We start from the raw sequence: 23,918 nt of genomic DNA, 5'->3' as shown, positions 1-23,918 counted from the left end.
AATATCTCACATAGACTTCAATAAACGCTCTACCTCATTAATAGTACTTCTATAGACGCGTCTGTTTGGTTTGGTCATATGCTGAGACTCAGAAGATATTTCTTTTAATAGCTCAACACCTTCGAAATTTCTATTATTTTCAAGATAAAACTTAGCTAATTCTAAACGTTCATTATAATTAGAATAAGGTCTGTCTATTTGTTTTAGTTGTATTTCTGCAGCTTCAACTTTCCCTAATTCTTTTAGTGCTAAACCATAACAAAACTGCTGTTTAGATCCTCTAAACTTAGATTTATTCCTAATCTTTTCAGCATGCTCAACAACACCAACATAATCTTTAAGTTGAAAATAGCACAGTATCAATTGTTGTCTTGCATACAAATCATTTTGATCAATATCGCTTAAAGTATGCTTATAGTTTACTATAGCATTAGGCATATCACCATTTTCTACATAGGCATCAGCCAATTCAATTCTATTTGAATATGTATCAGAAAATTCGAGTTTCTTTTCTAAATCACGAATCTTCTTTGTAGGATATATAATAGATGTTAACTCACTTTGAATTTTCTCCGCATCACGCTTATTATATATATTGATGAGAAAATATATTATTGGTCCAAGTACAGGAACAAAAAACACAACAAAATACCAATAATAAGGTTTTCGGTTTTTGTAAATATGATAAAGACAATAGCCTTGAATGGCAATAATTAAATAATACCGCATTAATGATAGTTAATCCTTTAAAGATAAAAACTATCGTATAAAAACCAACTCTTTTTCAGAAGACAACTCCTCACTAAATCCATAACCTTCGTAGTTAAATCCTTTAACATCATCAATAGTATTTGCATCAGTATCTATAATATAGCGCGTCATATAGCCTCTCGCCAATTTGGCAAAGGTCATTATAGTTTTATATTCTCCGTTTTTTAAGTCTTTAAAATTGGCAGTAATAGCTGGTACTTTTAGAGCTTTTGTATCTATAGCTTTAAAATATTCGTTACTCGCTAAATTCAAAAAGAGTTCATCATCACCTAACTCATCATTTAACGCTTGAGTCACTTTTTTCTTCCAGAACTCATAGAGATTTTTATTCTTGCCTACTGGCATTCTAGTTCCCATCTCCAAACGATAAGGTTGTATTAAATCTAATGGTTTTAAAATGCCATATAATCCAGAAATTATACGAACTGTGTCTTGTACCTTATCTAGCTTTTTAACATCTATTGTATACGCGTCAATACCTCTATACACATCACCACTAAATGCATATAGAGCTTGTCTGGCATTGTCTTTTGTAAAAGGTAATTGCCATTCTTGATTACGCTCATAATTAAGTTGACCAAGATTATCAGAAATCTTCATGAGCTTAGATAAGCTTTTTGCCGACTTCTTCTTAAGTAATTTATTTAAGCGTTCAGCTTCAGTTAAAAAACAACCTTCTGAAGTTTTAGTAGTAGGTATTTTACTTTCAAAATTTAAAGATTTGGCTGGTGATAATACAAGTTTCATATGCATTTCCTGCACAGGCAGGAATCTCATTTAGGTTAAACAATATTTTACTATTAGGTAAAAATACGATGTTAATTGAAGAGTTTCAAGTAATATCAACAACTAATCTTGATAGTTATATAATGAATGTCTATTCTGAAATACATTAAACAGGTTTCGCATAATATTATTCTATTTCATTATCGCTGAGAGATTCATGCCTGTGTAGTAATTAGCTTTGGTGTTTAGCATAAGCTCTCCATTTCTCAATACATTGCTGCATATCTTCTGGAATTTCTGTAGAAAAGCTCAACCATTTACCTGTTGTAGGATGCTCAAAACCAAGAGTTTTTGCATGTAAGGCTTGGCGTGGCAAAACTTTAAAGCAATTCTCAACAAACTGTTTGTATTTGGTAAATGTGGTGCCTTTTAAGATTTTTTCGCCACCATAACGCTCATCATTAAAAAGCGTATGTCCGATATGTTTCATATGTACACGGATTTGATGTGTACGTCCAGTTTCTAGCTTACAACTTACCAGAGTGACATAACCTAAACGTTCAATAACTTTATAATGTGTCACAGCAGGTTTTCCTTTATAAGCTTCATCTCCTTCATAAACAGTATTTTGCAATCTGTTTTTAGGATGGCGACCTATATTGCCTTCAACTGTACCTTCATCTTCAGTTAAATTTCCCCAAACCAAAGCAACATATTCGCGCTCACTGGTTTTTTCAGCAAACTGATTAGATAAATGTGCCATAGCTTGTTCAGTTTTAGCAACTACTAACAAACCACTGGTATCTTTATCAATACGATGCACCAAACCTGGCCTATCACTAGAATTATTTGGTAAATTTTCAAAATGAAATATTAAACCATTTATTAAAGTCCCAGAATAATTACCATGACCTGGATGTACTACCATCCCTGCTGGTTTATTGACAACCAATAGTTCATCATCTTCATATACGATATCGACAGGAATATCTTCTGCTACCAATAAATGCTCGTGTGGTGGATGTTCAAATTTTACAGTAATCTGGTCATTAGGCTTAACCTTATAATTAGATTTCACTGTAGATCCATTGACAAAAATGCACCCATCTTTAGCAGCTTGCTGAATTTTATTCCGCGTAGCGTTTTCAACAAAATTCATTAAGTATTTATCAATCCGTAATGGTTGCTGGCCTTTTTCAACTTTAAAAGCATAATGCTCATAAAGTTCGTCTCCTTGCTGAGAAGCATCAGTGATTACTGGCATATAACTAACGTTTACCGTTACCTAGAACTAAATCTATGGTAGATGTTAATGGCAGCATGGCTCCTGGCTTTAAAGTTTCGCCTTTATGTTTCATCCCTAAAACTACATCTTTACCAATATTATCAATGTAGGTAATGTTACCAATCTTAAATTCTAAAGCTTGTAATTGTGGTTTAGCTTGTCTAAATGTACGCTTTAAAATATTGGGCACTTCAACTTTTCGGTAACCCGAAGGGTTTAAAATGAGGTAAATCTTTCGGTTCTCTTTGACTTTAGAACCAGCCAAAGGGCTTTGCTCTATAACAGAATACTTTGGATAATTAGGATTAAAATTTGCAGAATCCTGTATTTCCATAGCCAAATCATTATCGTCCAATTCTATTTTTGCCGTTTCAATAGATTTTCCTTTTAGATCTGGCACCTCTACAAATTCGCCATGGTTGGTAGTGATATTTAACCACTTTAGCATTATAAAACTAAGAACAATAGTCGCCACAATAGCTAATCCTAATTGCTTTAAAAATACTTTACTGGTCAAAAACTTTACTAAACTCATAAATCAATAATTGGTAGACAAAACTAATAAATTATAACGTTATTATAATGTTATTATAACGTGGCACATTTAAAATACGTATCAATTAGAGATTTGGTTTATCAAAATAAATGATACTTTTACATTACAGCATTAAAATAAAAATTACCCACATGTGTGGGCACTTAAGATGAAAAAAAATATTGCTATCATCATGGGAGGTTATTCTAGTGAATATGAAATTTCGCTAAAAAGTGGTAATGTAGTATACAATGCCTTAGACAAACATAAATACAACGCATATCGTATCCATATCTTTAAAGATAAATGGGTATTTGTTAACGCTGAAAATGAAGAGTTTCCTATAGATAAAAATGATTTTTCTGTTTTAGTAAATGGAACTAAAATTACTTTCGACTGTGTTTTTAATGCTATACACGGTTCACCAGGTGAAGACGGTTATATGCAAGCTTATTTGAAATTATTAAATATGCCGCAAACAAGTTGTAACATGTATCAGGCGGCTTTAACATTTAATAAACGAGATTTACTATCTACCTTAAAACCTTATGGTATAAAAACTGCCGAAAGTTATTATCTAAATCTTGGTGATGCTATTGATGAAAATGCTATAGTAGCAAAAGTTGGCTTACCTTGTTTTGTTAAAGCCAATAAAGCTGGAAGCAGCTTTGGTATATCTAAAGTGTATGTAAAAGAAGATTTAAAAGTTGCTATTGAGAATTCATTTAAGGAAGATAATGAAATTATTATTGAACAATTTTTAGATGGTGTAGAAGTTTCCGTTGGTGTCATTTCTTATAAAGGTGAAACTAAGGTTTTACCTATTACTGAAATTATTTCTGAAAATGATTTCTTTGATTATGCTGCTAAATATGAAGGTAAATCACAAGAAATCACACCCGCTCGTATTTCTGAAAATTATGCAAATAAAGTCAAAAAAGAAGCTCAAAAAATATATGAAATTCTCAGCATGACTGGTTTTTCGCGAAGCGAATTTATCTTTAAAGATGACGAACCTTACTTGCTAGAAATGAATACCGTTCCGGGTTTAACTAAAGAAAGTATTTTACCGCAACAAGCAGCTGAAGCTGATATTACCATGCAGGATTTGTTTGAAAATGCCATTGAGGAAGCGCTTAAAAACAATAATTAGTAGATGTCAATTTTAAAAAAAACACATCTCTTTGGTGGTATATTAATCATCGTCATTTTTTTACTTACCGGACAATATATGCACCATAAGTTTAACCATTTAAAAGATATGGAATTAATGAGTAGGGCACTTTTTAGAGCAGGGCACTTATACATTCTTCTTTTTGGACTTATTAATCTAGCTCTTGGTGCTTATTTTAAGCTCAGTAGCAGAACCCTATTAAAAAAATTACAAGTATTAGGTTCGGTCTTAATTATTGTAGCTTCAACACTTATTATTTATTCATTCTTTTCTGAATTGCCCACTGACCAAATAGAGCGACAGATATCAAGATTCAGTTTATATCTAATTTTAGCTGGCGTATCCATTCACGGTTTTGTATCTTTATTAAATAAATCAGACTAATGAAACGTGCTATATTTCCAGGGTCTTTTGATCCCATTACTTTAGGACACTATGATATTATAAAACGTAGTGTTAAACTTTTTGACGAGGTTATTGTTGCCATTGGCATCAATGCTGATAAAAAATATATGTTTTCGTTAGACGAACGTCAGCAATTTATTAAGGATGCTTTTAAAGACGAGCCAAAAGTAAAAGTAGTTACTTATAAAGGGCTTACCGTAGATTTTTGTAAAAAAAACAATGTTGAATTTATTTTAAGGGGGCTAAGAAATCCTGCTGATTTTGAGTTTGAAAAAGCTATAGCCCATACCAACAGAGATTTAGCACCAATTGAAACTGTATTCCTTTTAACTGCTGCGAGCACATCATATATTTCGTCTTCAATTGTTAGGGATGTTATTAGAAATCATGGAGATTATACTAAGTTAGTCCCTGATAGCGTGAGGATAAATTCTTAACCTACTCAGTATTTAAAACCTCTATAAAAGCTGCCTCAAGAAGATGTATTGAAAAATAGTACCATTATAATTCTCATTAGATAATTATTTTCCTATAAGAAACAAAAAAAAGCATCAGATAAATTCTGTATACTTTACAGAAAAAATAACCGATGCTTTCTTGAAAATTGATTAATAGCATATTGAATATAAAGCTATTTAACAAAAACTGTGCTTTTTCTCGATTAATTGACATTTTAAAGGATTAAATGTAATAAGCATTAACATTTCCTATGTAACAAAACTTTATAAGTTCTTACATATAATTAATAAGTCATAAAAACTCATGTTACATCAATTTACATACATGTTCTTTAAACTAAAGTTAATTCAACCTTCAGAAGATACTATTATGCATTGGTGTAGCACTTATGCTGTTACCAAATTAGAATATGCCCTAAAACATGGTAATTATAAAACACGATTACTAACTGCAAAAGCATTAGAGCAAGTCGGGCAAGCATCATCCATACCAATTTTATTAGTAGCAATGCATAATAAAATTCAGAATGTATCTATTACAGCGTTAAACGCCTTAGAAAGTTTAGGATGCTCTAATGAGTTAATGATTTCAATTACTCGTAAACGCTTTAATTGGGTTAAAAAAATAAGAACTAAAGAAGAAAAGCAAAAAAACAAATCTCCTAAAACGTTCAAGTAAAAAAAGTTTTGAAATGGTTAAGGAACGCTTAAAAAGGCCCATTCGCTAAGCTTAACTTTATTCAAATTTAAAATGTGGAAACCTAGCGCATAGTGCATCCGTTTCTATTTGAAGCTTTTCTAAAAATTGCTGATGTGCTTCAGAATTGGGATTGAATGGTCGATGTGATTTTTTAGTTTGAATTGAAGCAACATGTTCACTGATTTTCTGAGCTTCTTCAGTCAACCATACCATTTTAAATTTTTCCCAGATATAATCAATTGCTACATTATTTGGGTGAACCATGTCTGTATTATAAAAACGATAATCTCGTAGTTCATCCATTACAATCTCATAGGACGGAAAATAATACTGCCTTTTTCTCGGCTCAACAATGTTATGAATAGTTGTTACTAAATGCGACTTACTTTGCGTATTCTCAACAAAACCATTTTTGAGATGACGCACAGGTGAAACTGTAAATACAAAACTCGTGTCAGAATTTATACGTCTTACTAAAGCAATAATTGCCTCTAGCGCTTCTGTTATTTGCTCTACAGATAATAACTCTTTTAAAAACTGTTTTTGAGGTAATTTGTGACAATTAGCAACTACTCTATCTGATGCAAGATATCTGTAAACCCATGCTGTGCCTAAAGTAATAATGATATGAGTTGAGTCTTTGATCTGTTGATTTGTTACATCGATTTGCTTATTTAAGCGTTTTAGTAAATCATCTCTTGAAGTAGAATTTAACTTTGAATGTGCATCTAAACAACTCCATTGTTCATTATGAAAAATCAGCTCATCCTCTGAATAATAATCTTCATTAATTGCTCTGGTAATGAGATTTTCAATAGCTAAAGGGTGAAATAAAATTCCGAAAGGATTAGTTTGAGATTGAAACTTTAAATATTCAAACTTACTGCCAATATTCTCTGAAAAACATGAACCTAATAGTAAAACTTTAGAGTTATAATCTATTTGATTATGACTCTGTGGCTTGAGTGGTATTTGAGTTTGAAGTTTCATTTCTTCTATATGAGATCGAGATCCTGAAAAAACATGTTCAGAATAACAAAGCTTATTCTATATAACCTTTAGCAGCTTTTAAGGCTTCTTCAATTCCAGCTGGATGCTTCCCTCCTGCCGTAGCAAAAAATGGTTGACCACCTCCTCCTCCTTGGATATATTTACCAAGTTCTCTTACAATTTGCCCAGCATTTAAGCCTTTTTCAGTAACCAGATTTTTTGAAATGTAACACGATAAAATGGCCTTTCCATTAGTATCTGCACCAAATAAAGCAAAAAGGTTATCCACTTCGCCACCTAATTCAAAACTCAAGTCTTTGATACCAGAAGCATCTAATTCTACTTTCGTGGCAATAAAGTTTACACCATTGAGCTCTGTAATTTGGTTTTTGAGCTCTCCTTTAACATTCTTGGCTTTATCCTTAAGAAGCTGTTCTATTTGCTTCTTTAAATCAGCATTTTCAGCTTGCAAATTTTGCAATGCTTTTACAGGTTCTTTTGAATTATTAAGCAAATCTCTCATTTCAAAATAAGCTCTGTTATTTTCAAAATAAAAATCCTTAACAGCATCATTGGTTATAGCCTCAATTCTACGAATACCAGCAGCTACAGCACCTTCTGAAGTGATCTTAAAATGCCAAATATCTCCAGTATTTTTCACATGAGTTCCGCCACATAGCTCAATGGATTGTCCAAATCTAATTGTACGTACAGTATCTCCATACTTTTCACCAAATAAAGACATAGCTCCTTCTGCAATAGCCTCTTCTTTAGCTATGCTTCTGTTTTCTTGTAATTTTAATTTACCCTCAATTCTGGCATTTACAAAGTTTTCTACATCTCTTAATTCTTCAACAGTTAACTTAGAGAAATGTGAAAAATCAAACCGTAAATATTTAGAGTTTACTGCAGAGCCTTTTTGTTCTACATGAGTTCCTAAAACTTCACGCAATGCCTGATGTAATAAATGTGTAGCTGTATGATTGCACTCTGTTCTGTAACGCTGTTTGACATCAACAACTGCTTTTAAAACCTCATCTTTATGCTTTGGTAAATTTTTAGAAAAGTGAATAATTACATTATTCTCTTTTTTAGTATCTAAAATATAAACAACATCTCCGTGATCATCTTCTAAGTAACCTTTATCACCTACCTGACCACCACCTTCAGGATAAAATGGTGTGACGTTAAAAACAAGTTGGTACATTTCACCATCTTTTTTAGAAACAACTTTACGATAACGTGTAATCTTTACATGTGCTTCTAAAGTATCATAACCAATAAATTCTTCAACTTCATCTTGATGCAAAATGGTCCAATCGTCTGTTGACATTTCACTAGCTGCTCTAGATCTGCTCTTTTGTTTTTCTAAATGCTCATTGAAACCCTTTTCATCTAATTTTAAATTCTTTTCTGATAAGATTAAAGCGGTTAAATCTATTGGAAATCCATAGGTGTCGTATAATTCAAAGGCTTTTTCTCCATCAACTATATCTCCTTTAGTCTCTTTAACTATTTTATTTAATAAAACTAAACCTTGTTCTAAAGTTCTTAAAAAAGACGTTTCTTCTTCTTTAATCACATTTTCAATAAGCTGTTTTTGAGACTTAACTTCAGGAAAAGCTGGTCCCATTTTCTTACTCAAGATATCAACCAAACGATATATGAAGGGCTCTTTTTTATCTAAGAACGTAAAACCATATCGTACAGCACGACGTAAAATCCTTCGAATCACATACCCAGCACCTGTATTGCTCGGTAACTGTCCATCAGCAATAGAAAATGCTACAGCTCTAACATGGTCAGAAATTACACGAATTGCAACATCTACCTTTTCATCTTCACCATAATCCTTATTTGTAATGGTTTCAATCTCCCTAATAATAGGTGTAAAAACATCTGTATCATAGTTAGATTGTACGCCTTGAAGCACCATACACAAACGTTCAAAACCCATCCCTGTATCAATATGCTTATTAGGCAAACTCTCTAGAGTACCATTAGCTTTACGATTGTATTGCATAAAGACCAAATTCCAGATTTCTACAACCTGAGGATGATCCATATTTACTAAAGACTTCCCATCGATTTTAGCTTTTTCTTCAGCAGAACGGATATCGACATGTATTTCGCTACATGGTCCACAAGGACCCTGATCTCCCATTTCCCAAAAATTATCCTTTTTATCTCCCATGAGGATACGATCTTCTGGAATGAATTCTTTCCATAAATCATAGGCCTCTTGATCCATTTTTAAATTATCAGCATCGTCACTACCCTCAAAAACAGTGACATACAAAATATCTTTATTAATACCATATACCTCTGTCAATAATTCCCAGGCCCAAGCAATGGCTTCTTTTTTAAAATAATCACCAAAACTCCAGTTCCCTAACATCTCAAATAAGGTATGATGATAAGTATCATAACCCACCTCTTCCAGATCATTATGCTTACCAGAAACTCTAAGGCATTTCTGAGAATCTGCAATTCTATTTTTCTTAGGATCTGCATTACCAAGAAAATACTCTTTAAATGGTGCCATACCTGAGTTTACAAACATTAAAGTTGGATCATCTTTTAATACCATAGGTGCAGATGGTACAATGAGATGTTGCTTCCCTTCAAAGAAGTTTAAAAACTTTGTACGAATATCTTGAGACTTCATATACTGAAATTATAGCTTGTTTCGTTTTAATTACCACAATTGCAAAACAATTTTTATCTTTGGTTGTTTTGCGAATAAAATCGAGGCTCATATCGAGTCCTAAGCTGCAAAAATAGCATAAATTAAAACATGGCTAAGGTAAAATATTATTACGATTCAGAAACGCTTTCTTACCGTAAAATAAAGCGAAAAAAAAGGACGACATTTAAGTATGCTACCGTTTTTCTTTTAGCTGCAGCGTTGTTTGGTTTTTTGTGCTTTGCGATTGCAAGCAGTTATATTGAATCGCCAAAAGAACGTCAGTTAGCCAGAGAATTGCAGAATATGGAACTACAATACGAATTGTTAAACAAACGTATGGATGATGCTATTGCTGCTTTAGAGAATGTTGAAGAACGTGACAATGCCATATACAGATTGTATTTTGAAGCCAACCCTATACCTGAAGAACAACGACGTGCAGGTTTTGGCGGTATTAACCGTTACAAAAAATTTGAAGGTTTTGATAATTCACAATTGATAGCAGAAAGTAATAAACGTTTAGACATACTCGAAAAAGCCATTGTTGTGCAATCTAAATCCTTAGATGAAATTGCAAAGTTAGCAGAAGACAAAGAAAAATTCTTAGAAGCCATACCAGCCATACAACCCGTAAACAATGAAAATTTAACACGAATGGCATCGGGTTATGGTTATAGAACTGATCCATTTACAAAAGCCCGAAAATTTCATTTTGGTATGGATTTTACGGCACCACGTGGCACACCTGTTTATGCCACAGGAGATGGTATTGTAAAACGTGCTGATAATAGTTCGTCGGGTTATGGTAAGCATATACGTATCGATCACGATTATGGTTATATGTCTCTATATGCACATTTATACAAATATAACGTGCGTGTTAATCAACGTGTAAAACGCGGTGATTTAATTGGTTATGTTGGTAGTACCGGGCGCTCAGAAGCTCCACATTTACATTATGAGATTTTTAAAGATGGTGATCGTATCAACCCAATTAATTTCTACTATGGTAATTTATCACCTCTAGAATTTGACATATTACTCAAAAAAGCGTCATTAGAAAACCAATCTCTCGATTAAGATGCAAATAGAATTACCAGAAAAACGCTATTATGGTATTGGTGAAGTCGCCAAAGCCTTTAATGTTAATACCTCATTGATTCGTTTTTGGGAGAAAGAATTTGATGTTATTAAGCCTAAGAAAAATGCCAAAGGCAACCGAAAGTTCACTCCTGAAGACATAAAAAACCTTAAGTTTATCTATCATTTGGTAAAGGAGCGTGGCTTTACCTTAGAAGGGGCAAAAACCCATTTAAAAGAAGAAAAAAAACAATCCTTAGAAAAGTTTGAAATTATAGAAAAGCTCGAAAGCATTAAAGCGCAACTCATTAAAATAAAAACGCAACTTTAAACTCTATCATTATGAAAAAAAGATATTTAGCAGGATTAGGCTGTACAGGAATAGTAGTTGTAGTATTAATTGTATTAGCCCTAATTGTTGGTTCTTTTGCTTATAACTTTAATAATACAGCTGTTGAATATGAAGCTGATGCAAAAACGGCCTGGTCTAATGTAGAGAGTTCTTACCAACGTAGAAACGACCTTATTGGCAACTTAGTAAAAACCGTTCAAGGTGCTGCTGATTTTGAAAGAACGACATTGAAAGAAGTTATAGAAGCCAGAGCAAAAGCAACATCGACAACTATAGACGCCAGTAACATAACCGCTGAAAATCTAGCACAATTTCAACAAGCACAAACTGGATTGACTGGTGCATTATCTAGATTATTAGTCTCGGTAGAGCGCTATCCAGAACTAAAAGCGAATCGAAACTTCTTAGAATTGCAAAGTCAGTTAGAAGGAACCGAAAATCGCATTAATGTTGCCAGAGATAGATATAATGAAAAAGTGAATATCTATGACAAACATACTACTAAGTTTCCTGGAAAACTATTTGCCGGATGGTTTGGTTTTGAAGAGATGCCGCGTTATAAAGCTGACCCAGGAAGTAAAAATGCACCTGACGTAGAATTCGATTTTTAATAAAATTACATCATGCCATACATTGAAGATTTCCTTACCGCAAAAGAAGAACAGGAAATCGTTGAGACTATACGACTTGCTGAACGTGAGACTTCTGGTGAGATTCGTGTGCATATAGAGCAACAATGCGATATCGATGTATACGAACGTACACTAGATGTGTTTCATATTCTTAAAATGGATAATACTAAACAGCAAAATGGTGTACTCATCTATGTGGCAGTTGATAATAAAGCCTTTGTTATTTTTGGTGACCAAGGCATTAACAATGTCGTTGATACAGATTTTTGGAATTCTACACGCGATAAAATCTCCATACAATTTAAGTCTGGTAATTTTAAGCAAGGAATCATTGATGGAGTAAAAGAAGCTGGTAAGGTGCTTTCTAAATATTTTCCCTGGGATCATGGTGATAGAAATGAATTAGATAACTCAATATCTAAAGGCTGATGCAAAGACTCAAATACATAATTCTTCTTATTTGTTTAGCCTATTCTTTTAATGGCTTTGCACAATATAAAATTCCACCAAAGCCTACTAACCCAGAGGAAGTAGAGAAGAACTATATAGTTTATGATAAGATTAAATTATTAAACGCTTCAGAAAAAGAATACCTAAGACAAAAACTAATACACTATGCAGACACAACCTCAACACAAATAGTCATAGCAATTATTAGTTCAACAGAAGGTGAGTACATCAATTATCTTGGTGCTCAATGGGGTGAAAAATGGGGAATTGGTCAAGAAAATGAAGACAATGGTATTTTAATTCTTTTAGCTAAGGACGACCGTAAAATAGGCATTAATACTGGTAAAGGTATTGAGCATTTACTTACTGATGCTATAAGTAAACGCATTATTAATAGAGATATTATTCCTTACTTTAAACGCAATGATTATTATGGTGGGTTGAACCGTGCAACCGATGCTATATTCGAAGTGATGGCAGGAGAATACAAAAGCTCGCAGCAAAGTAATGACACTGACTTTCCTTTTGGTATCTTTATCTTCTTATTCATCATTTTCATCATTATCATTATTGCCATTTCTAAAAGTCGAAGAGGAGGTGGTAAAGGCGGAAATCGTGGTAATCGTTCTGATGACACCAAAAGCATTCTTGAGGCAATAATTCTAAGCAATATGGGACGCGGAAGTTATTCCAGAGGATCATCTTCTGGTGGGTTTGGCGGTTTTGGCGGAAGCTCTAGTGGTGGTGGTTTTAGTGGTGGCTTTGGCGGCGGAAGTTTTGGTGGTGGAGGTGCCTCTGGTGGTTGGTAGAGGATAAATACAAGTCTTCCTAGTTGTCTATTTCAATTTTACTTTTCTACAATATTTTACTTTCGTTTATTTAAGTTAATACTTGTAAATATTTACTCTTGTTTTTGGTTTTATAAGTTACTTGCTTTAAAATTTTGGCGATGAAATCTAAAAACGTTTTTTTTATATTATTCCTCCTAACGCTACTAGCCTTATACTATACATTATTTATTTATAATAAACCTCCTCATTTAGAAAAAACGAATAACGAAATCACTTTCGGTGAACTCAACCCAAATGCTCCACCTGAAACGCTTCAATTTGGTCAATTAGTAGGACAATGGGATTGCACATCCTACGATTTATTACCAGACTCAACTTGGCATAAAAGTAAGGCCAAATGGGTATTTAAATATACATTAGATGGCTATGCTATTGAAGATACATGGACAGAAAAAGCTATTGATAGCACCAATAACACAACTATTCTCGGTAGAGATTTTAACGGAATTAATATGAGGTTGTATAATCCTCAGCAAAGTCAGTGGCAATGTGTATGGTTAGATAATAGAAAAAACACTATGTCACCTATTTGGCAAGCCAATTATAATAGCTCTTTACAAGAAATAGTAATGCATGATCAGTCCTTAAACTGGAAAATCACTTTTTTTAATATTAATGCAAATAGTTTTGACTGGAACTATAAAATATTGCAAAACAGTACGTGGATAGTAGTATCTAAAATTAAAGGAGCCAGGCTAAAACAAAAAGCTTTAGAGTGAAATTTCATCTAGAGACAAGCTTTATTGCAGAGAATCTAATTAAAAACTAACGTTTTAACGTAAAATGACCTTTAATTGTTCTACCGTCAACAAGTTTGGCTACAAACCAATAGTCGTCGGTAGGTAACAATTTACCATTATATTTACCATCCCATTTTTGATTGTTTTCGTTTAGTACTGTAATAATTTTACCATAACGATTAAAAATCTCGACACTCTCAGTTACTGGAAACTGTTCAGAAAACCCTAGAATTTGCCAGGTATCATTCACGTTATCACTATTAGGTGTAAAAAACTTAGGAAATCCTAATACCGAAACCGCTTCAGCAGCAATACCACAATTTGCCTTTATATCTTTTACATACACAGTGTAAATACCAGGCAAAACATTTTCAAATGTATTAGACTCTTGATAGATTCCGTTTTCATCATCGAGTGCATAAACGTATTCCCCTTCTCCTGAAACCAATACCGTAATTGTATTATTATCGGATATATCTGTAATTTCAATCGTTTCAATAATGGCTGTATTTGATGGTAAAACAACAATAGTTCTCCTGTTGGTACAACCAGCTGGTCTGGTTACAAAGACCTCATAAGTTCCTATTTGATTAACATCTATTTGTATTGTTGTATCTCCTGTTGACCAATCGTATGCATAGTTATTGGGAATATCATCAACAATTCCACCGTCTAAAGTAATGAACTCAGGAAAGTTGTTTAAGCAATAGTATACTTCTTCATACTGAGTTACATTTGGCAATGGCTTTACCGTTAAGTTAACCTCATTTATAGAGTAACATGCATTATCTATATCTACTCTTGCATATACGGTTTGGTTATAAGCAACTTCATTGAAATAGTCATCCGTAATCTCATTAATTCTTAATAAAGCCTCGTTATAGGTTACGTAATAGCTAATCGTAGCATTGACAGGAGCGGTGTCCAATATTTGACTATCTGCCTCTGTTAAATCAAAAAAAGCAAATCCATCTACAATAAAATCATCACATACTTCAAGATTAACAACTACACCATCAGAAGTATTAACTTGTAAGGTGATTTCAGACATACTTAAACAACCTGTAAGTTCATCTAAAACTTGAGCATAAACAATCTGAAAATTAGTTGTATTTGTATAATTATCACCATCAATTGGAGTTGTAAGGTTTTCATCCTCAAAAAAAGTAATGCTCCAATTAGGGTTTATTAGTCCTTGTTCATCTCTGATAATATCATTTCTATAATTATTGAGGTTAAAATTTGAAATACCATCAGTCTCTTCATCATCACATTGTATAATTGTAATAGCATTGGCCACTGGTAACTCAAACACATCTACCGTCACAGGAATTCTATTTCCTTCTGTACAACCTGAAAATAAAGATAAAATATAATAAGTGGTAGTGGCATTTATAAAGCTTTCATAAGAAAGCCCTGTATTAATAACTTCAGTCGAAGTTGATGATGCATACCACAATACCTCATCTGTATTGGTTGTTAAATTGATTTGTGCAGCACCTTCATCACACAAACTATTTGTAGTAATAGTAGTTTTTGGCATTACAATAACTACACTAGCTGACACATTGATATTAGGGTCATTGGTCATGCCTCCAAATTCTACTACATAGCCTTGAGGATGATAAGCACTATCAGGATCTTCTTCACCTTGAACTGGTAAATCATTCCAAGAACCCAGAATGCCCACATTAGGCGCAGTTATATGTGCATAATCTTCATCACCAAAACTATTAGGTTCACCTGTATTCCAAAATGCAAACATCCCATCAGGAGCACTTCCGTTTACTTGTCCCTCCCAAAATACTTGTCCTGCTTCAGGGCCTGTTTCCCATCTCCATATACCTTCGGTAGCTTGATCAGACCCACCTATCCAGCCAGTCCCTTGAGCTTGTTCGCCTGTCAACTGCACTTCTTCTTCTGTAGTGATTGTTGCTAAATAGCCTTGCAGACCAAAATAGGTTTGTTGAGATGCTTCCTGACGAGCTTCAGTCCATGTTATACCTTCATTAGCAACATAAATATAATAATGACCTGTAGCAGGAAGAAAGTTAGCTTCACCAAGGTTTATCGAAAAAAACTTGTCTTGTGTGAAATTATTAGCTGTGGTTTGAAATCTAATATCTCTTATAGCATTTTCAAAAGCATCAGTACTTGCAGGTCCGGTAAGTGTTAGTAAGCCTTCACCGATAGACCAAGATGCAGAAATATTAGGGTGACTACCACTCAATGACAAGACGTCATTTCCAATAGTATAACCTGTTGCTATCTGCACAAAAACTTCGTCTAACATATTATTGTTAGAAGAATTTGATATAGATACATCTGTAACAATTGGCATCGGTGACGCACCACAATAGAGCTGATTTCCTATTGCAGATATATTAGGTGGGTTTTGAGCAAAACCTATATAGCCTACAAAAGCACAGACCAAATAAAGAATATGTAGCCTTAATCTTCTTAACATAGCTATGTAAAAATACTATTTTTTGCGCATGTAAACACTAACTGGTACACCATGAAAATCAAAATGATCTCTTAACTGATTTTCTAAAAAGCGTTTATAAGGTTCTTTGATATACTGTGGTAGGTTACAAAAAAATGCAAATTGCGGTTGCGGTGTTGGCAATTGCATAATATACTTAATCTTTACATATTTACCTTTATATGCTGGTGGCGGGTTATGTTCTATTATAGGCAATAACACATCATTAAGCACACTAGTTTTAATACGTTTTGTTCTATTTTTATATACTTCGACAGCGGTTTCAATAGCTTTGAAGATACGTTGTTTGTTTAATACCGAAATAAAGATAATTGGCACATCTGTAAAGGGTGCTATTTCTTGTCTGATGTGTTTCTCAAATTCCTTTGCTGTTTTGGTTTCTTTTTCTACCAAGTCCCATTTATTGACTAAAATGACAATGCCTTTTCTGTTGCGCTCTGCCAGCCAAAATATATTTTGCACCTGTCCATCGAAACCTCGCGTAGCATCAAGTACCAAAAGACAGACATCACTATGTTCTATGGCTCTAACGCTTCGCATTACAGAGTAAAACTCCAGATCTTCCTTTACTTTAGATTTACGACGAATACCTGCTGTGTCTACCAAATTAAATTCAAAACCAAAACGGTTGTATTTTGTATCTATAGAATCTCTTGTTGTACCAGCAATATCTGTTACAATGTAGCGCTCTTCGCCTATAAGTGCATTAATAAAAGATGATTTTCCAGCATTTGGTCGTCCTACTACAGCAAAACGCGGGAGTTGTTCTTCTTCTACCTCTTCTTTTTCTGGTAAGGCTTCAACAACAGCATCTAACAAATCGCCTGTACCACTTCCATTGATACTTGCAATGGTAAAATAATCACCCAATCCAAGAGAATAAAATTCTACAGCGTCTTCTGCACGTTTATTATTATCCACCTTATTAACAACCAAAAAAACAGGCTTTTTCACCTTACGAAGTAAATTAGCCACATCTTGATCCATACCTGTAATACCAGTTTCGACATCTACCATAAATATTATAGCATCAGCTTCGTCTATAGCTAACTCGACTTGCTTATCGATTTCTGCCTCAAACACATCATCACTACCAACAACATAACCACCAGTATCAATTAAGGAAAATTCTCTTCCATTCCAATCTGTCTTACCATAATGACGATCTCTGGTAACACCACTTACGGCATCAACAATAGCTTCACGTCTTTTAATTAAGCGGTTAAAAAACGTGGATTTCCCAACATTAGGTCTCCCAACTACAGCAACTATATTTCCCATAATTTAAATATTGATGCAAAGGTAGTATATAATCCTAGAATAAGATTAAAAGAAAATATGTAAATTGAAGTCTATTATAGATAGATATGAAACTTTCTAATGAGGTTGTATTAAGACCTAGGTTTAGGTTTAGTGTAAATGACGATAACAAATCTTTATTGTCTCTATTTGAAAATAAAGGTAAAAAGCAATCAGATTTTATAGTAACTCGGGTAGACGATCATGTTTTTATTAAAATCCCAAAAGTTAAACAACACTTCTGGTCACCACAACTACATCTTGAAATCAATGAAGATTACGATGACAAAAATACGAGTATGATTTACGGTCTATTTGGTCCCAACCCAACTGTATGGACTATGTTTATGTTCTTTCATTTTATAGTCGCAGGTCTTTTTATAGGGTTTTCTATTTGGGCATATGTAAATTGGTCACTGAAAAGCAATTATGCTATTCAGTTATTTTTGGCAATGTTAATGATTGTTATTTGGTTTGTGCTTTATTTTAGTGGTCGCATAGGTAAAAAAGCTGGTATGGAACAAATGCACGAGTTGCACCATTTTATGAGAGATACTTTACGTAGTAAAAGTATTTCATCTATATAGATAACGTAATAAGAAAGGCTTTAATTTCTTAAAGCCTTTGTATGATTTTGATTTATTCCCTATTGATTATTCTCATAAATAGTTACTGTTCCGCTATCTTCATTAGAAACCACTAATAAATCTTTACCGTTTGGGCTTTCTGTTCTTGGTATTACTAATAATCCTTCTGGTGCTTCATCCCCATTCCTTGAAAGAATAGATAAAAAGCTAGGTGAAGAAGGATTGGTAATGTCATAAACCATAACTTGGTCTGTACGTTCTAAACCAACAAACAAGATATACCGTTCGTTACCTATATTTAGCACCTCTACTGCTTCGGGTTCTGCTGCTTTGTCATCACTTCTATTATCGGCAAAAGCATCTGGTGTTATATTCAATATGTTTTGCGAAATATTATTACCACTATCATAAACTAAATCACCATTAGCTGACCATATTGAAAATGATCGAGCTCCATAAGAATACAAAGCCTCATAATCTCCATCATTATCTATATCTCCCTCACTTAAAGCAATTTTTAGGCGTCCTAAATTTGCATCATTCTGATAATCTTCTGATTCAGAAAAAATAGCCGTATCTAAATTTATATCTTTTACCCTATCTTCACCTACATACCCAGGATTACCTTCATACTCTCTACTATCTCCTTCATTGGCAGAGATAACATAATCTATACCATTGATTGAAACATGAGTAATACCATCTGGTTGGTACATTCCATAGACTGGCCAATTTCTAAGTTGTGTTATATTATCTTCATCGCTTGCATCTATTTCATTACCTGCTAAGCTATAATCTTTATGTCCTAATGGGTAAATAGCTATAATGGTTTTTGATACAAGATCTATTCTTGCTATTCCATTATTTTCTTGCAAGGACACCCAAGCTGTAGTATTATCATCAGATACTGCAATATATTCTGGCTCTACGTCTTGAGCCAAACTTGCGTTAGGCCCAAATACTCTAAAGCCTTGGTTTTTCAGAATGCTTTCTTGTCCATTAAATGACATAAAGTCTAAAGTAGTTACTACATCAGAAGCGACCTCTATAATGCTTATGCTTCCTAATGGATCATTAGTATAATCATCATTTGGTTCACCTTCATTTGCGACTAACAAAAGTTTTCCATCTGCTGAAAACGTCACCATATCTGGGAGTGCTCCAACTGTATATTGGTTTACTAAAGTATTGTCAGCCGTATCAAAAAGCAAAACAGATCCAGGGTTTTGTTTTGGGTTTGCCTCAACAGCTACAGCTAACCTTCCATTATTAATAGAAATACTATTTGGTGCGCCATAAGCATCGAGATTTATTGAATTTTCTGAAGTTACCGCATCAAGATTATTAATGTTGTTAACTGTTATTTCATTAGACTCAACATTAACCGTATATAGTCTGGATGTTAATGGGTCAAAAGCACTAATCTCTGAAGCACCTTCACCACCAACATTAATTGTAGTCTTAAATTGAAAATTAACTTCAGTATTAATTGGGTTTTGTTGAGAATCGTCATCATCCTGACAAGAAAAAGCTATACTTAAAATAGCTAGTAATACTAATTTTTTAAAAAATTTCATTGGTTTAGATATTTGATTAGCCACAAAAATCTAAACCAAAGCTTAATTAAACGTTATTGAAACTATAAGGTAAGATTATCTCTTACTTCTGATTGTAACCAAAACGTTTCAGTTGTCTTTGATCACTTCTCCAATTTTTATTAACTTTTACATAAAGCTCTAAGTGCACTTGTTTACCAAAAAATTTCTCTAAATCTTTTCGAGCTTCAACACCTACACGTTTTAACGCAGAACCTTTATGACCAATAATAATACCTTTCTGGGTTTCGCGCTCTACCATAATTACAGAGCGCATTCTAATAATATTTTGCTCTTCAAAAAACTCTTCTGTATCAACCTCAACAGCATAAGGAATTTCTTTTTTGTAATGCATTAAGATTTTTTCTCTAATCGCTTCATTAACAAAAAAACGTTCGGGTTTATCGGTTAACTGATCTTTAGGGTAAAAAGGAGGTGATTCTGGGAGTAACTCTATAATTCTGTTAAACACATTATGAACATTAAATCCATTAAGTGCAGAAATAGGATAAAACTCAGCATTTGGTACTTTTTGCTGCCATAGTTCTGCTTGCATTTCAAGCTGCTCTTGGTTAGAATTATCTATTTTATTTAATAATAACAGTACAGGAATTTTAGAGCTTGTAATTTTTTTGAAAAATGCCTCATCCTTTAATTCCTTCTCTCCTATCTCTACCATATAAATTAAAACATCAGCATCTTCAAAGGCAGATTTCACAAAATCCATCATCGAAGTTTGAAGCTCATATGCTGGTTTTATAATCCCAGGCGTATCAGATAAAACCACTTGAAAGTCATCACCGTTAACAATACCCAAAATTCGATGTCTCGTTGTTTGCGCTTTAGATGTTATTATAGATAGCTTTTCGCCAATAAACGCATTCATCAATGTGGATTTACCAACATTAGGGTTACCAATAATATTTACAAAACCTGCTTTATGCATTAAATGTTTTTTTGACAAAGGTAGTGGTTTAAATGATGACATTATAAAACCTTTTCGATATAAAGGAAATAACCAAAACTTATTTTATTTATGAGACTACATATAATTTTAGTGTTTTTATTTTTTTCTGCAACATTGCTATCGTGCTCTTCCGAAGACGACAATAATGACCAAAATATAGATAATAGACAATCTAGCTGTGATAATGCTATAGGCTACACTGGTCTATATTGGGATTTTGCTAATGCAAAACCTACTGGTTTATCTCAGGTACCTGTAATACAAAATCCTGGACAACAATTTATTCATAGCCTGCAACCTTTATTGGGGTTTACAATACCACAAGGATTTACCGCTTTTGAGCTTACAGACCCACAAACTCAAACTATTGGTGTCAATGTTTTTAGAAATGACAATGCTGTTTTATTTCGATGGATTCCTTCTAGTTCTGTTATTGGTCAACAAATACCTTCACAAAATTTTATTGCCAATGAAATAAATAATCTTTTTGCGTTTTATGAATTCAACGGTACACCCGAAGTTTTATGTTCTGAGTTTAAACAGCAAATTTTTGCAACCATTCCTATGGAATTTAATGCAAGAATGCTTCGCTTTAATGGAAGAATAGCACAAGTATGGGTAATTACCACTTATGCCGCAGGTTCTACTTATATAACTACTTCAGTTACAACAGCTCCTGAGGCAGAATATGACACCCAAGTTGCCAATACGTTTTTACCAATAAATTATCAGTTATATGTTAATGAAAGTGGTGGTATCGTAGACAACGATATGGACGGCTTTGACATTCTAAGAGACCCAGATGACAACAATCCTAATGTACCTTAATAACAATAAATTCAAAAACCATCTAATTATGAAAAAACTTGCCATTCCTTTAGTTATAGGTCTAATAGGTCTTGTCTTAATTGCATTGAGTTTTATGCGCTCAAAACAAGTTAATGTTGATGATATAGACATTAGCATTGATAAAGCTTCATTTATAATGCCAGCTGCGCACAGAGTATATGCAAATCCTGATGCCATGGACGGAAAGTACTATCTATTTAAAGCAAAAATTACCAATAATACTTCAGAAACTTTGGAGGATGTTACAGTTAAGTATCGTATTCCTAATTATGTAGACTGGACAGAGCTCACAGTTTCTGGTGAGATGTTCCCAGGGCAAACTTTAGTAGTACCATGTTATCCTAAACTTAAGAACGACATCACAGAAAAAACAACAGAATCTGTTGAAAAAACCGAAATTGAAATATCGTGGGATGGTGCTGAAGATGATGATATCATCGAAGAGGATTTTACTTTTAAACTTACCAACAGAAATGAGTATGTCTATACTGGTATTAAATCTGAAGAGATTAGCTCGTGGGCAGACATGTACGATAACGACGCCCTTATAGCATGTTTTGTAACTCCAAATGACCCGATAGTAAAATATTACACACAAAATCTTCAGGAAAAATTATTAAAAGGTGAAGCAGCTTCAGTAACTCAAAAACCTGAAGATGCTGTTCGTTTTTTGGCAGGTATATATGAAGCCACCCGAAAGTCGCACATGGTATATAGCGGTACTAAAGGAATTCCTAAATCTACAGAAGATGTACAAAGTATTGTACAACAAGTACGTTTACCAAGAGAGGTAATTACTGGTAATACAGGTCTTTGTATAGAATTGAGTGTGCTTTATGCCAGTGTACTTTCCGCAGCTGGTATTGATCCAATTGTTTACATGGTACCTGGCCATGCGTATCCTGGTTTTAGGATGAATGGTCAATACTATGCAATTGAGGCTACTGGAATTGGTGGTGAAGGTTTAGGTAACATTATGACTGCGGAAGAGGCATTTAATCAAGGGCAAAAACAACTCAATGAGTTTATACAAAAATCACAAGCAGGAGACCCTAGATATACCATTGTAGATATACATAATGTAAATGCGCAAGGTGTCACTTCAATGGATTTAAAAGATAACGACTTTATGCGCAAAAAAGTAGATAACATTGTTGCATCATGGTCTGGAAATAGTCTAGTACAACCCAATAGCCCTAGAGATCCGAAAATCAGAGTTCCAGAACCTGGCATTCGCACTAATAACAATGCATTATCTTTTTCTATTCCTAACGGTTGGCAAACTATGATGCATCCTTTACCACAAATGCCTATAGTAACAGCACAAGTCATTGCACCAGACCAAATGACAACAGTAACTATTTATGATATTGCTGTTTCTAACGCACAACAAGGTATGGCAACTATAAATCAATATTTCTCTAGTTATGGTATGCAAGTCGACTATCAAATCAATGGCAATACTTTGGCAGGACAAACCTATTCTGCTAATGGAAATTTTAGCTGGATCGGTAAGGTCCTTAGACGGCAAGGAGGTATTAGAATTGTCGCTGTAGGCACACAAGATTATATGTATAATCAAAATTCTGGAATTATAAATCAAGTGTATAATAGTATTAAGTAAAATTATGAAATCAATAATAAATTTAATAGTGTGTATTGCTTTATTATCTAGTATAGGAGCATACAGCCAAAGTCAGCAAAAAATAGAAATGAAAATTAATGAAGTGGGTAATGCAAAACTCAATATATCAATGACCATGAAAGCCCAGGAGTGGCAAATATGGAATAGTAACTATGGTAATAATCCCTCGGCACTAAAACGCGATATAGAACGTAGCATGCCTGCTTACTTTCTCGACGACTTTAAACTAGAAAAAGACGATATGAATCGTTCGTTTAACTTAAGTCTCAATGCTTATGGTGTTTGTGAAATTAACAAGCGTGGTAAATGGATTGTTGACACGGAACAGAAGGATGCCCAACTCACAGAACTATCAGAAACAAAATACATGTTAGTCAGTAGCCCACCTGAATATGGTGGAAATTTGCAACAAACTTATATTATAGAACTACCTGAAGACGCCAAAAATATAAAAACTGATAAAAATGCATTTGGAAAAACTGTATTTGAGTTTGATATGGATGCACCTTCCTCTGGTTTCAATTTTATACGTTGGGCTGGTATATTACTTTTTATAGTTGGAGGTGGTTGGGCTAGCAAAAACATGCTAGATAAATAGAAAAAAAGTAATTTGTCGTTTAAAAACTCACTTA

General features: G+C 33.6%; 24 protein-coding genes. 14 read left to right on the top strand and 10 right to left on the bottom strand.

What is annotated here, in order from left to right; translation table 11 throughout:
* Positions 1 to 6 precede the first annotated feature (6 nt).
* The 4 genes from Q0912_RS02365 to Q0912_RS02350 all read right to left on the bottom strand — a co-directional run bounded on the left by Q0912_RS02365 (position 7) and on the right by Q0912_RS02350 (position 3,317).
* Positions 7 to 729: a hypothetical protein gene (locus Q0912_RS02365; protein WP_299111596.1), complete on the bottom strand. Its 723-nt coding sequence runs from the start codon at positions 727 to 729 to the stop codon at positions 7 to 9.
* Between the two features lie 30 nt (positions 730 to 759).
* A complete protein-coding gene (yaaA, locus tag Q0912_RS02360) occupies positions 760 to 1,518 on the bottom strand; it encodes a peroxide stress protein YaaA (RefSeq protein ID WP_299111898.1) in 759 nt (252 codons plus the stop codon).
* Between the two features lie 211 nt (positions 1,519 to 1,729).
* Positions 1,730 to 2,761, bottom strand: a complete 1,032-nt coding sequence (locus Q0912_RS02355; RefSeq protein ID WP_299111594.1) for an RluA family pseudouridine synthase — start codon at positions 2,759 to 2,761, stop codon at positions 1,730 to 1,732.
* A gap of 4 nt (positions 2,762 to 2,765) precedes the next feature.
* The gene (locus Q0912_RS02350; protein ID WP_299111592.1) at positions 2,766 to 3,317 is read right to left on the bottom strand and encodes a PASTA domain-containing protein; all 552 of its coding nucleotides are present in this window, start codon (positions 3,315 to 3,317) and stop codon (positions 2,766 to 2,768) included.
* A 169-nt stretch (positions 3,318 to 3,486) separates the two neighbouring features.
* On the opposite strand from Q0912_RS02350, the gene Q0912_RS02345 reads away from it, so the two are divergent.
* The 4 genes from Q0912_RS02345 (at position 3,487) to Q0912_RS02330 (ending at position 6,033) form a co-directional block, all read left to right on the top strand.
* Positions 3,487 to 4,470, top strand: a complete 984-nt coding sequence (locus tag Q0912_RS02345) for a D-alanine--D-alanine ligase (RefSeq protein WP_299111590.1) — start codon at positions 3,487 to 3,489, stop codon at positions 4,468 to 4,470.
* A gap of 3 nt (positions 4,471 to 4,473) precedes the next feature.
* Positions 4,474 to 4,875: a hypothetical protein gene (locus tag Q0912_RS02340; protein WP_299111587.1), complete on the top strand. Its 402-nt coding sequence runs from the start codon at positions 4,474 to 4,476 to the stop codon at positions 4,873 to 4,875.
* Positions 4,875 to 5,333, top strand: coding sequence for a pantetheine-phosphate adenylyltransferase (gene coaD / locus Q0912_RS02335; protein ID WP_299111584.1), 459 nt, complete (start codon positions 4,875 to 4,877; stop codon positions 5,331 to 5,333). Before Q0912_RS02340 ends, coaD begins: the two co-directional genes overlap by 1 nt.
* 325 nt (positions 5,334 to 5,658) lie before the next feature.
* A complete protein-coding gene (locus Q0912_RS02330) occupies positions 5,659 to 6,033 on the top strand; it encodes a HEAT repeat domain-containing protein (protein ID WP_299111583.1) in 375 nt (124 codons plus the stop codon).
* 57 nt (positions 6,034 to 6,090) lie between these two features.
* On the opposite strand, the gene Q0912_RS02325 is transcribed toward Q0912_RS02330, so the two are convergent.
* Both Q0912_RS02325 and alaS read right to left on the bottom strand, forming a co-directional pair.
* On the bottom strand, positions 6,091 to 7,044 hold the full coding sequence (locus Q0912_RS02325; protein ID WP_299111582.1) for a GSCFA domain-containing protein: 954 nt from the start codon (positions 7,042 to 7,044) through the stop codon (positions 6,091 to 6,093).
* A 52-nt stretch (positions 7,045 to 7,096) separates the two neighbouring features.
* Positions 7,097 to 9,712, bottom strand: a complete 2,616-nt coding sequence (gene alaS, locus Q0912_RS02320) for an alanine--tRNA ligase (protein WP_299111579.1) — start codon at positions 9,710 to 9,712, stop codon at positions 7,097 to 7,099.
* 129 nt (positions 9,713 to 9,841) lie between these two features.
* Here alaS and Q0912_RS02315 point away from each other — a divergent pair, with 129 nt between their 5' ends.
* From Q0912_RS02315 to Q0912_RS02290, 6 genes are all read left to right on the top strand, one after another.
* Positions 9,842 to 10,813, top strand: a complete 972-nt coding sequence (locus Q0912_RS02315) for a M23 family metallopeptidase (protein WP_299111578.1) — start codon at positions 9,842 to 9,844, stop codon at positions 10,811 to 10,813.
* Position 10,814: 1 nt separating this feature from the next.
* Positions 10,815 to 11,144 (top strand): MerR family transcriptional regulator, encoded by a 330-nt coding sequence (locus Q0912_RS02310; protein ID WP_299111576.1) that lies wholly within the window; start codon positions 10,815 to 10,817, stop codon positions 11,142 to 11,144.
* An 11-nt stretch (positions 11,145 to 11,155) separates the two neighbouring features.
* On the top strand, positions 11,156 to 11,776 hold the full coding sequence (locus Q0912_RS02305) for a LemA family protein (RefSeq protein WP_299111575.1): 621 nt from the start codon (positions 11,156 to 11,158) through the stop codon (positions 11,774 to 11,776).
* A 12-nt stretch (positions 11,777 to 11,788) separates the two neighbouring features.
* Positions 11,789 to 12,226: a TPM domain-containing protein gene (locus Q0912_RS02300; protein WP_299111573.1), complete on the top strand. Its 438-nt coding sequence runs from the start codon at positions 11,789 to 11,791 to the stop codon at positions 12,224 to 12,226.
* Complete coding sequence (locus Q0912_RS02295; protein ID WP_299111571.1) at positions 12,226 to 13,056, top strand: TPM domain-containing protein; 831 nt, start codon at positions 12,226 to 12,228, stop codon at positions 13,054 to 13,056. Before Q0912_RS02300 ends, Q0912_RS02295 begins: the two co-directional genes overlap by 1 nt.
* A gap of 140 nt (positions 13,057 to 13,196) precedes the next feature.
* Positions 13,197 to 13,817: a hypothetical protein gene (locus Q0912_RS02290; protein ID WP_299111569.1), complete on the top strand. Its 621-nt coding sequence runs from the start codon at positions 13,197 to 13,199 to the stop codon at positions 13,815 to 13,817.
* Positions 13,818 to 13,863: 46 nt separating this feature from the next.
* Here Q0912_RS02290 and Q0912_RS02285 read toward each other — a convergent pair whose 3' ends face one another.
* Complete coding sequence (locus Q0912_RS02285) at positions 13,864 to 16,305, bottom strand: T9SS type B sorting domain-containing protein (RefSeq protein WP_299111567.1); 2,442 nt, start codon at positions 16,303 to 16,305, stop codon at positions 13,864 to 13,866.
* A gap of 15 nt (positions 16,306 to 16,320) precedes the next feature.
* Entirely contained in the window at positions 16,321 to 17,625 is a 1,305-nt protein-coding gene (gene der, locus Q0912_RS02280) for a ribosome biogenesis GTPase Der (protein WP_299111565.1), read from the bottom strand.
* An 86-nt stretch (positions 17,626 to 17,711) separates the two neighbouring features.
* On the opposite strand from der, the gene Q0912_RS02275 reads away from it, so the two are divergent.
* Positions 17,712 to 18,230: a GTP-binding protein gene (locus Q0912_RS02275; protein ID WP_299111563.1), complete on the top strand. Its 519-nt coding sequence runs from the start codon at positions 17,712 to 17,714 to the stop codon at positions 18,228 to 18,230.
* Positions 18,231 to 18,289: 59 nt separating this feature from the next.
* On the opposite strand, the gene Q0912_RS02270 is transcribed toward Q0912_RS02275, so the two are convergent.
* Positions 18,290 to 19,807, bottom strand: coding sequence for a choice-of-anchor I family protein (locus Q0912_RS02270; protein WP_299111561.1), 1,518 nt, complete (start codon positions 19,805 to 19,807; stop codon positions 18,290 to 18,292).
* A gap of 82 nt (positions 19,808 to 19,889) precedes the next feature.
* The gene (gene era, locus Q0912_RS02265) at positions 19,890 to 20,771 is read right to left on the bottom strand and encodes a GTPase Era (RefSeq protein WP_299111897.1); all 882 of its coding nucleotides are present in this window, start codon (positions 20,769 to 20,771) and stop codon (positions 19,890 to 19,892) included.
* 90 nt (positions 20,772 to 20,861) lie between these two features.
* Here era and Q0912_RS02260 point away from each other — a divergent pair, with 90 nt between their 5' ends.
* The 3 genes from Q0912_RS02260 to Q0912_RS02250 are packed head-to-tail and all read left to right on the top strand — an operon-like array spanning position 20,862 to position 23,884.
* The gene (locus tag Q0912_RS02260; protein WP_299111559.1) at positions 20,862 to 21,620 is read left to right on the top strand and encodes a hypothetical protein; all 759 of its coding nucleotides are present in this window, start codon (positions 20,862 to 20,864) and stop codon (positions 21,618 to 21,620) included.
* Positions 21,621 to 21,648: 28 nt separating this feature from the next.
* Entirely contained in the window at positions 21,649 to 23,265 is a 1,617-nt protein-coding gene (locus tag Q0912_RS02255) for a hypothetical protein (protein ID WP_299111557.1), read from the top strand.
* 4 nt (positions 23,266 to 23,269) lie between these two features.
* Entirely contained in the window at positions 23,270 to 23,884 is a 615-nt protein-coding gene (locus tag Q0912_RS02250; RefSeq protein WP_299111555.1) for a hypothetical protein, read from the top strand.
* Positions 23,885 to 23,918 lie beyond the last annotated feature (34 nt).

The organism is uncultured Winogradskyella sp. (genome assembly GCF_947498345.1).
Classification (GTDB): domain Bacteria; phylum Bacteroidota; class Bacteroidia; order Flavobacteriales; family Flavobacteriaceae; genus Winogradskyella.
Note: the sequence above shows the minus strand (reverse complement) of the source record. Positions and strands in the feature narration are given on the sequence as shown.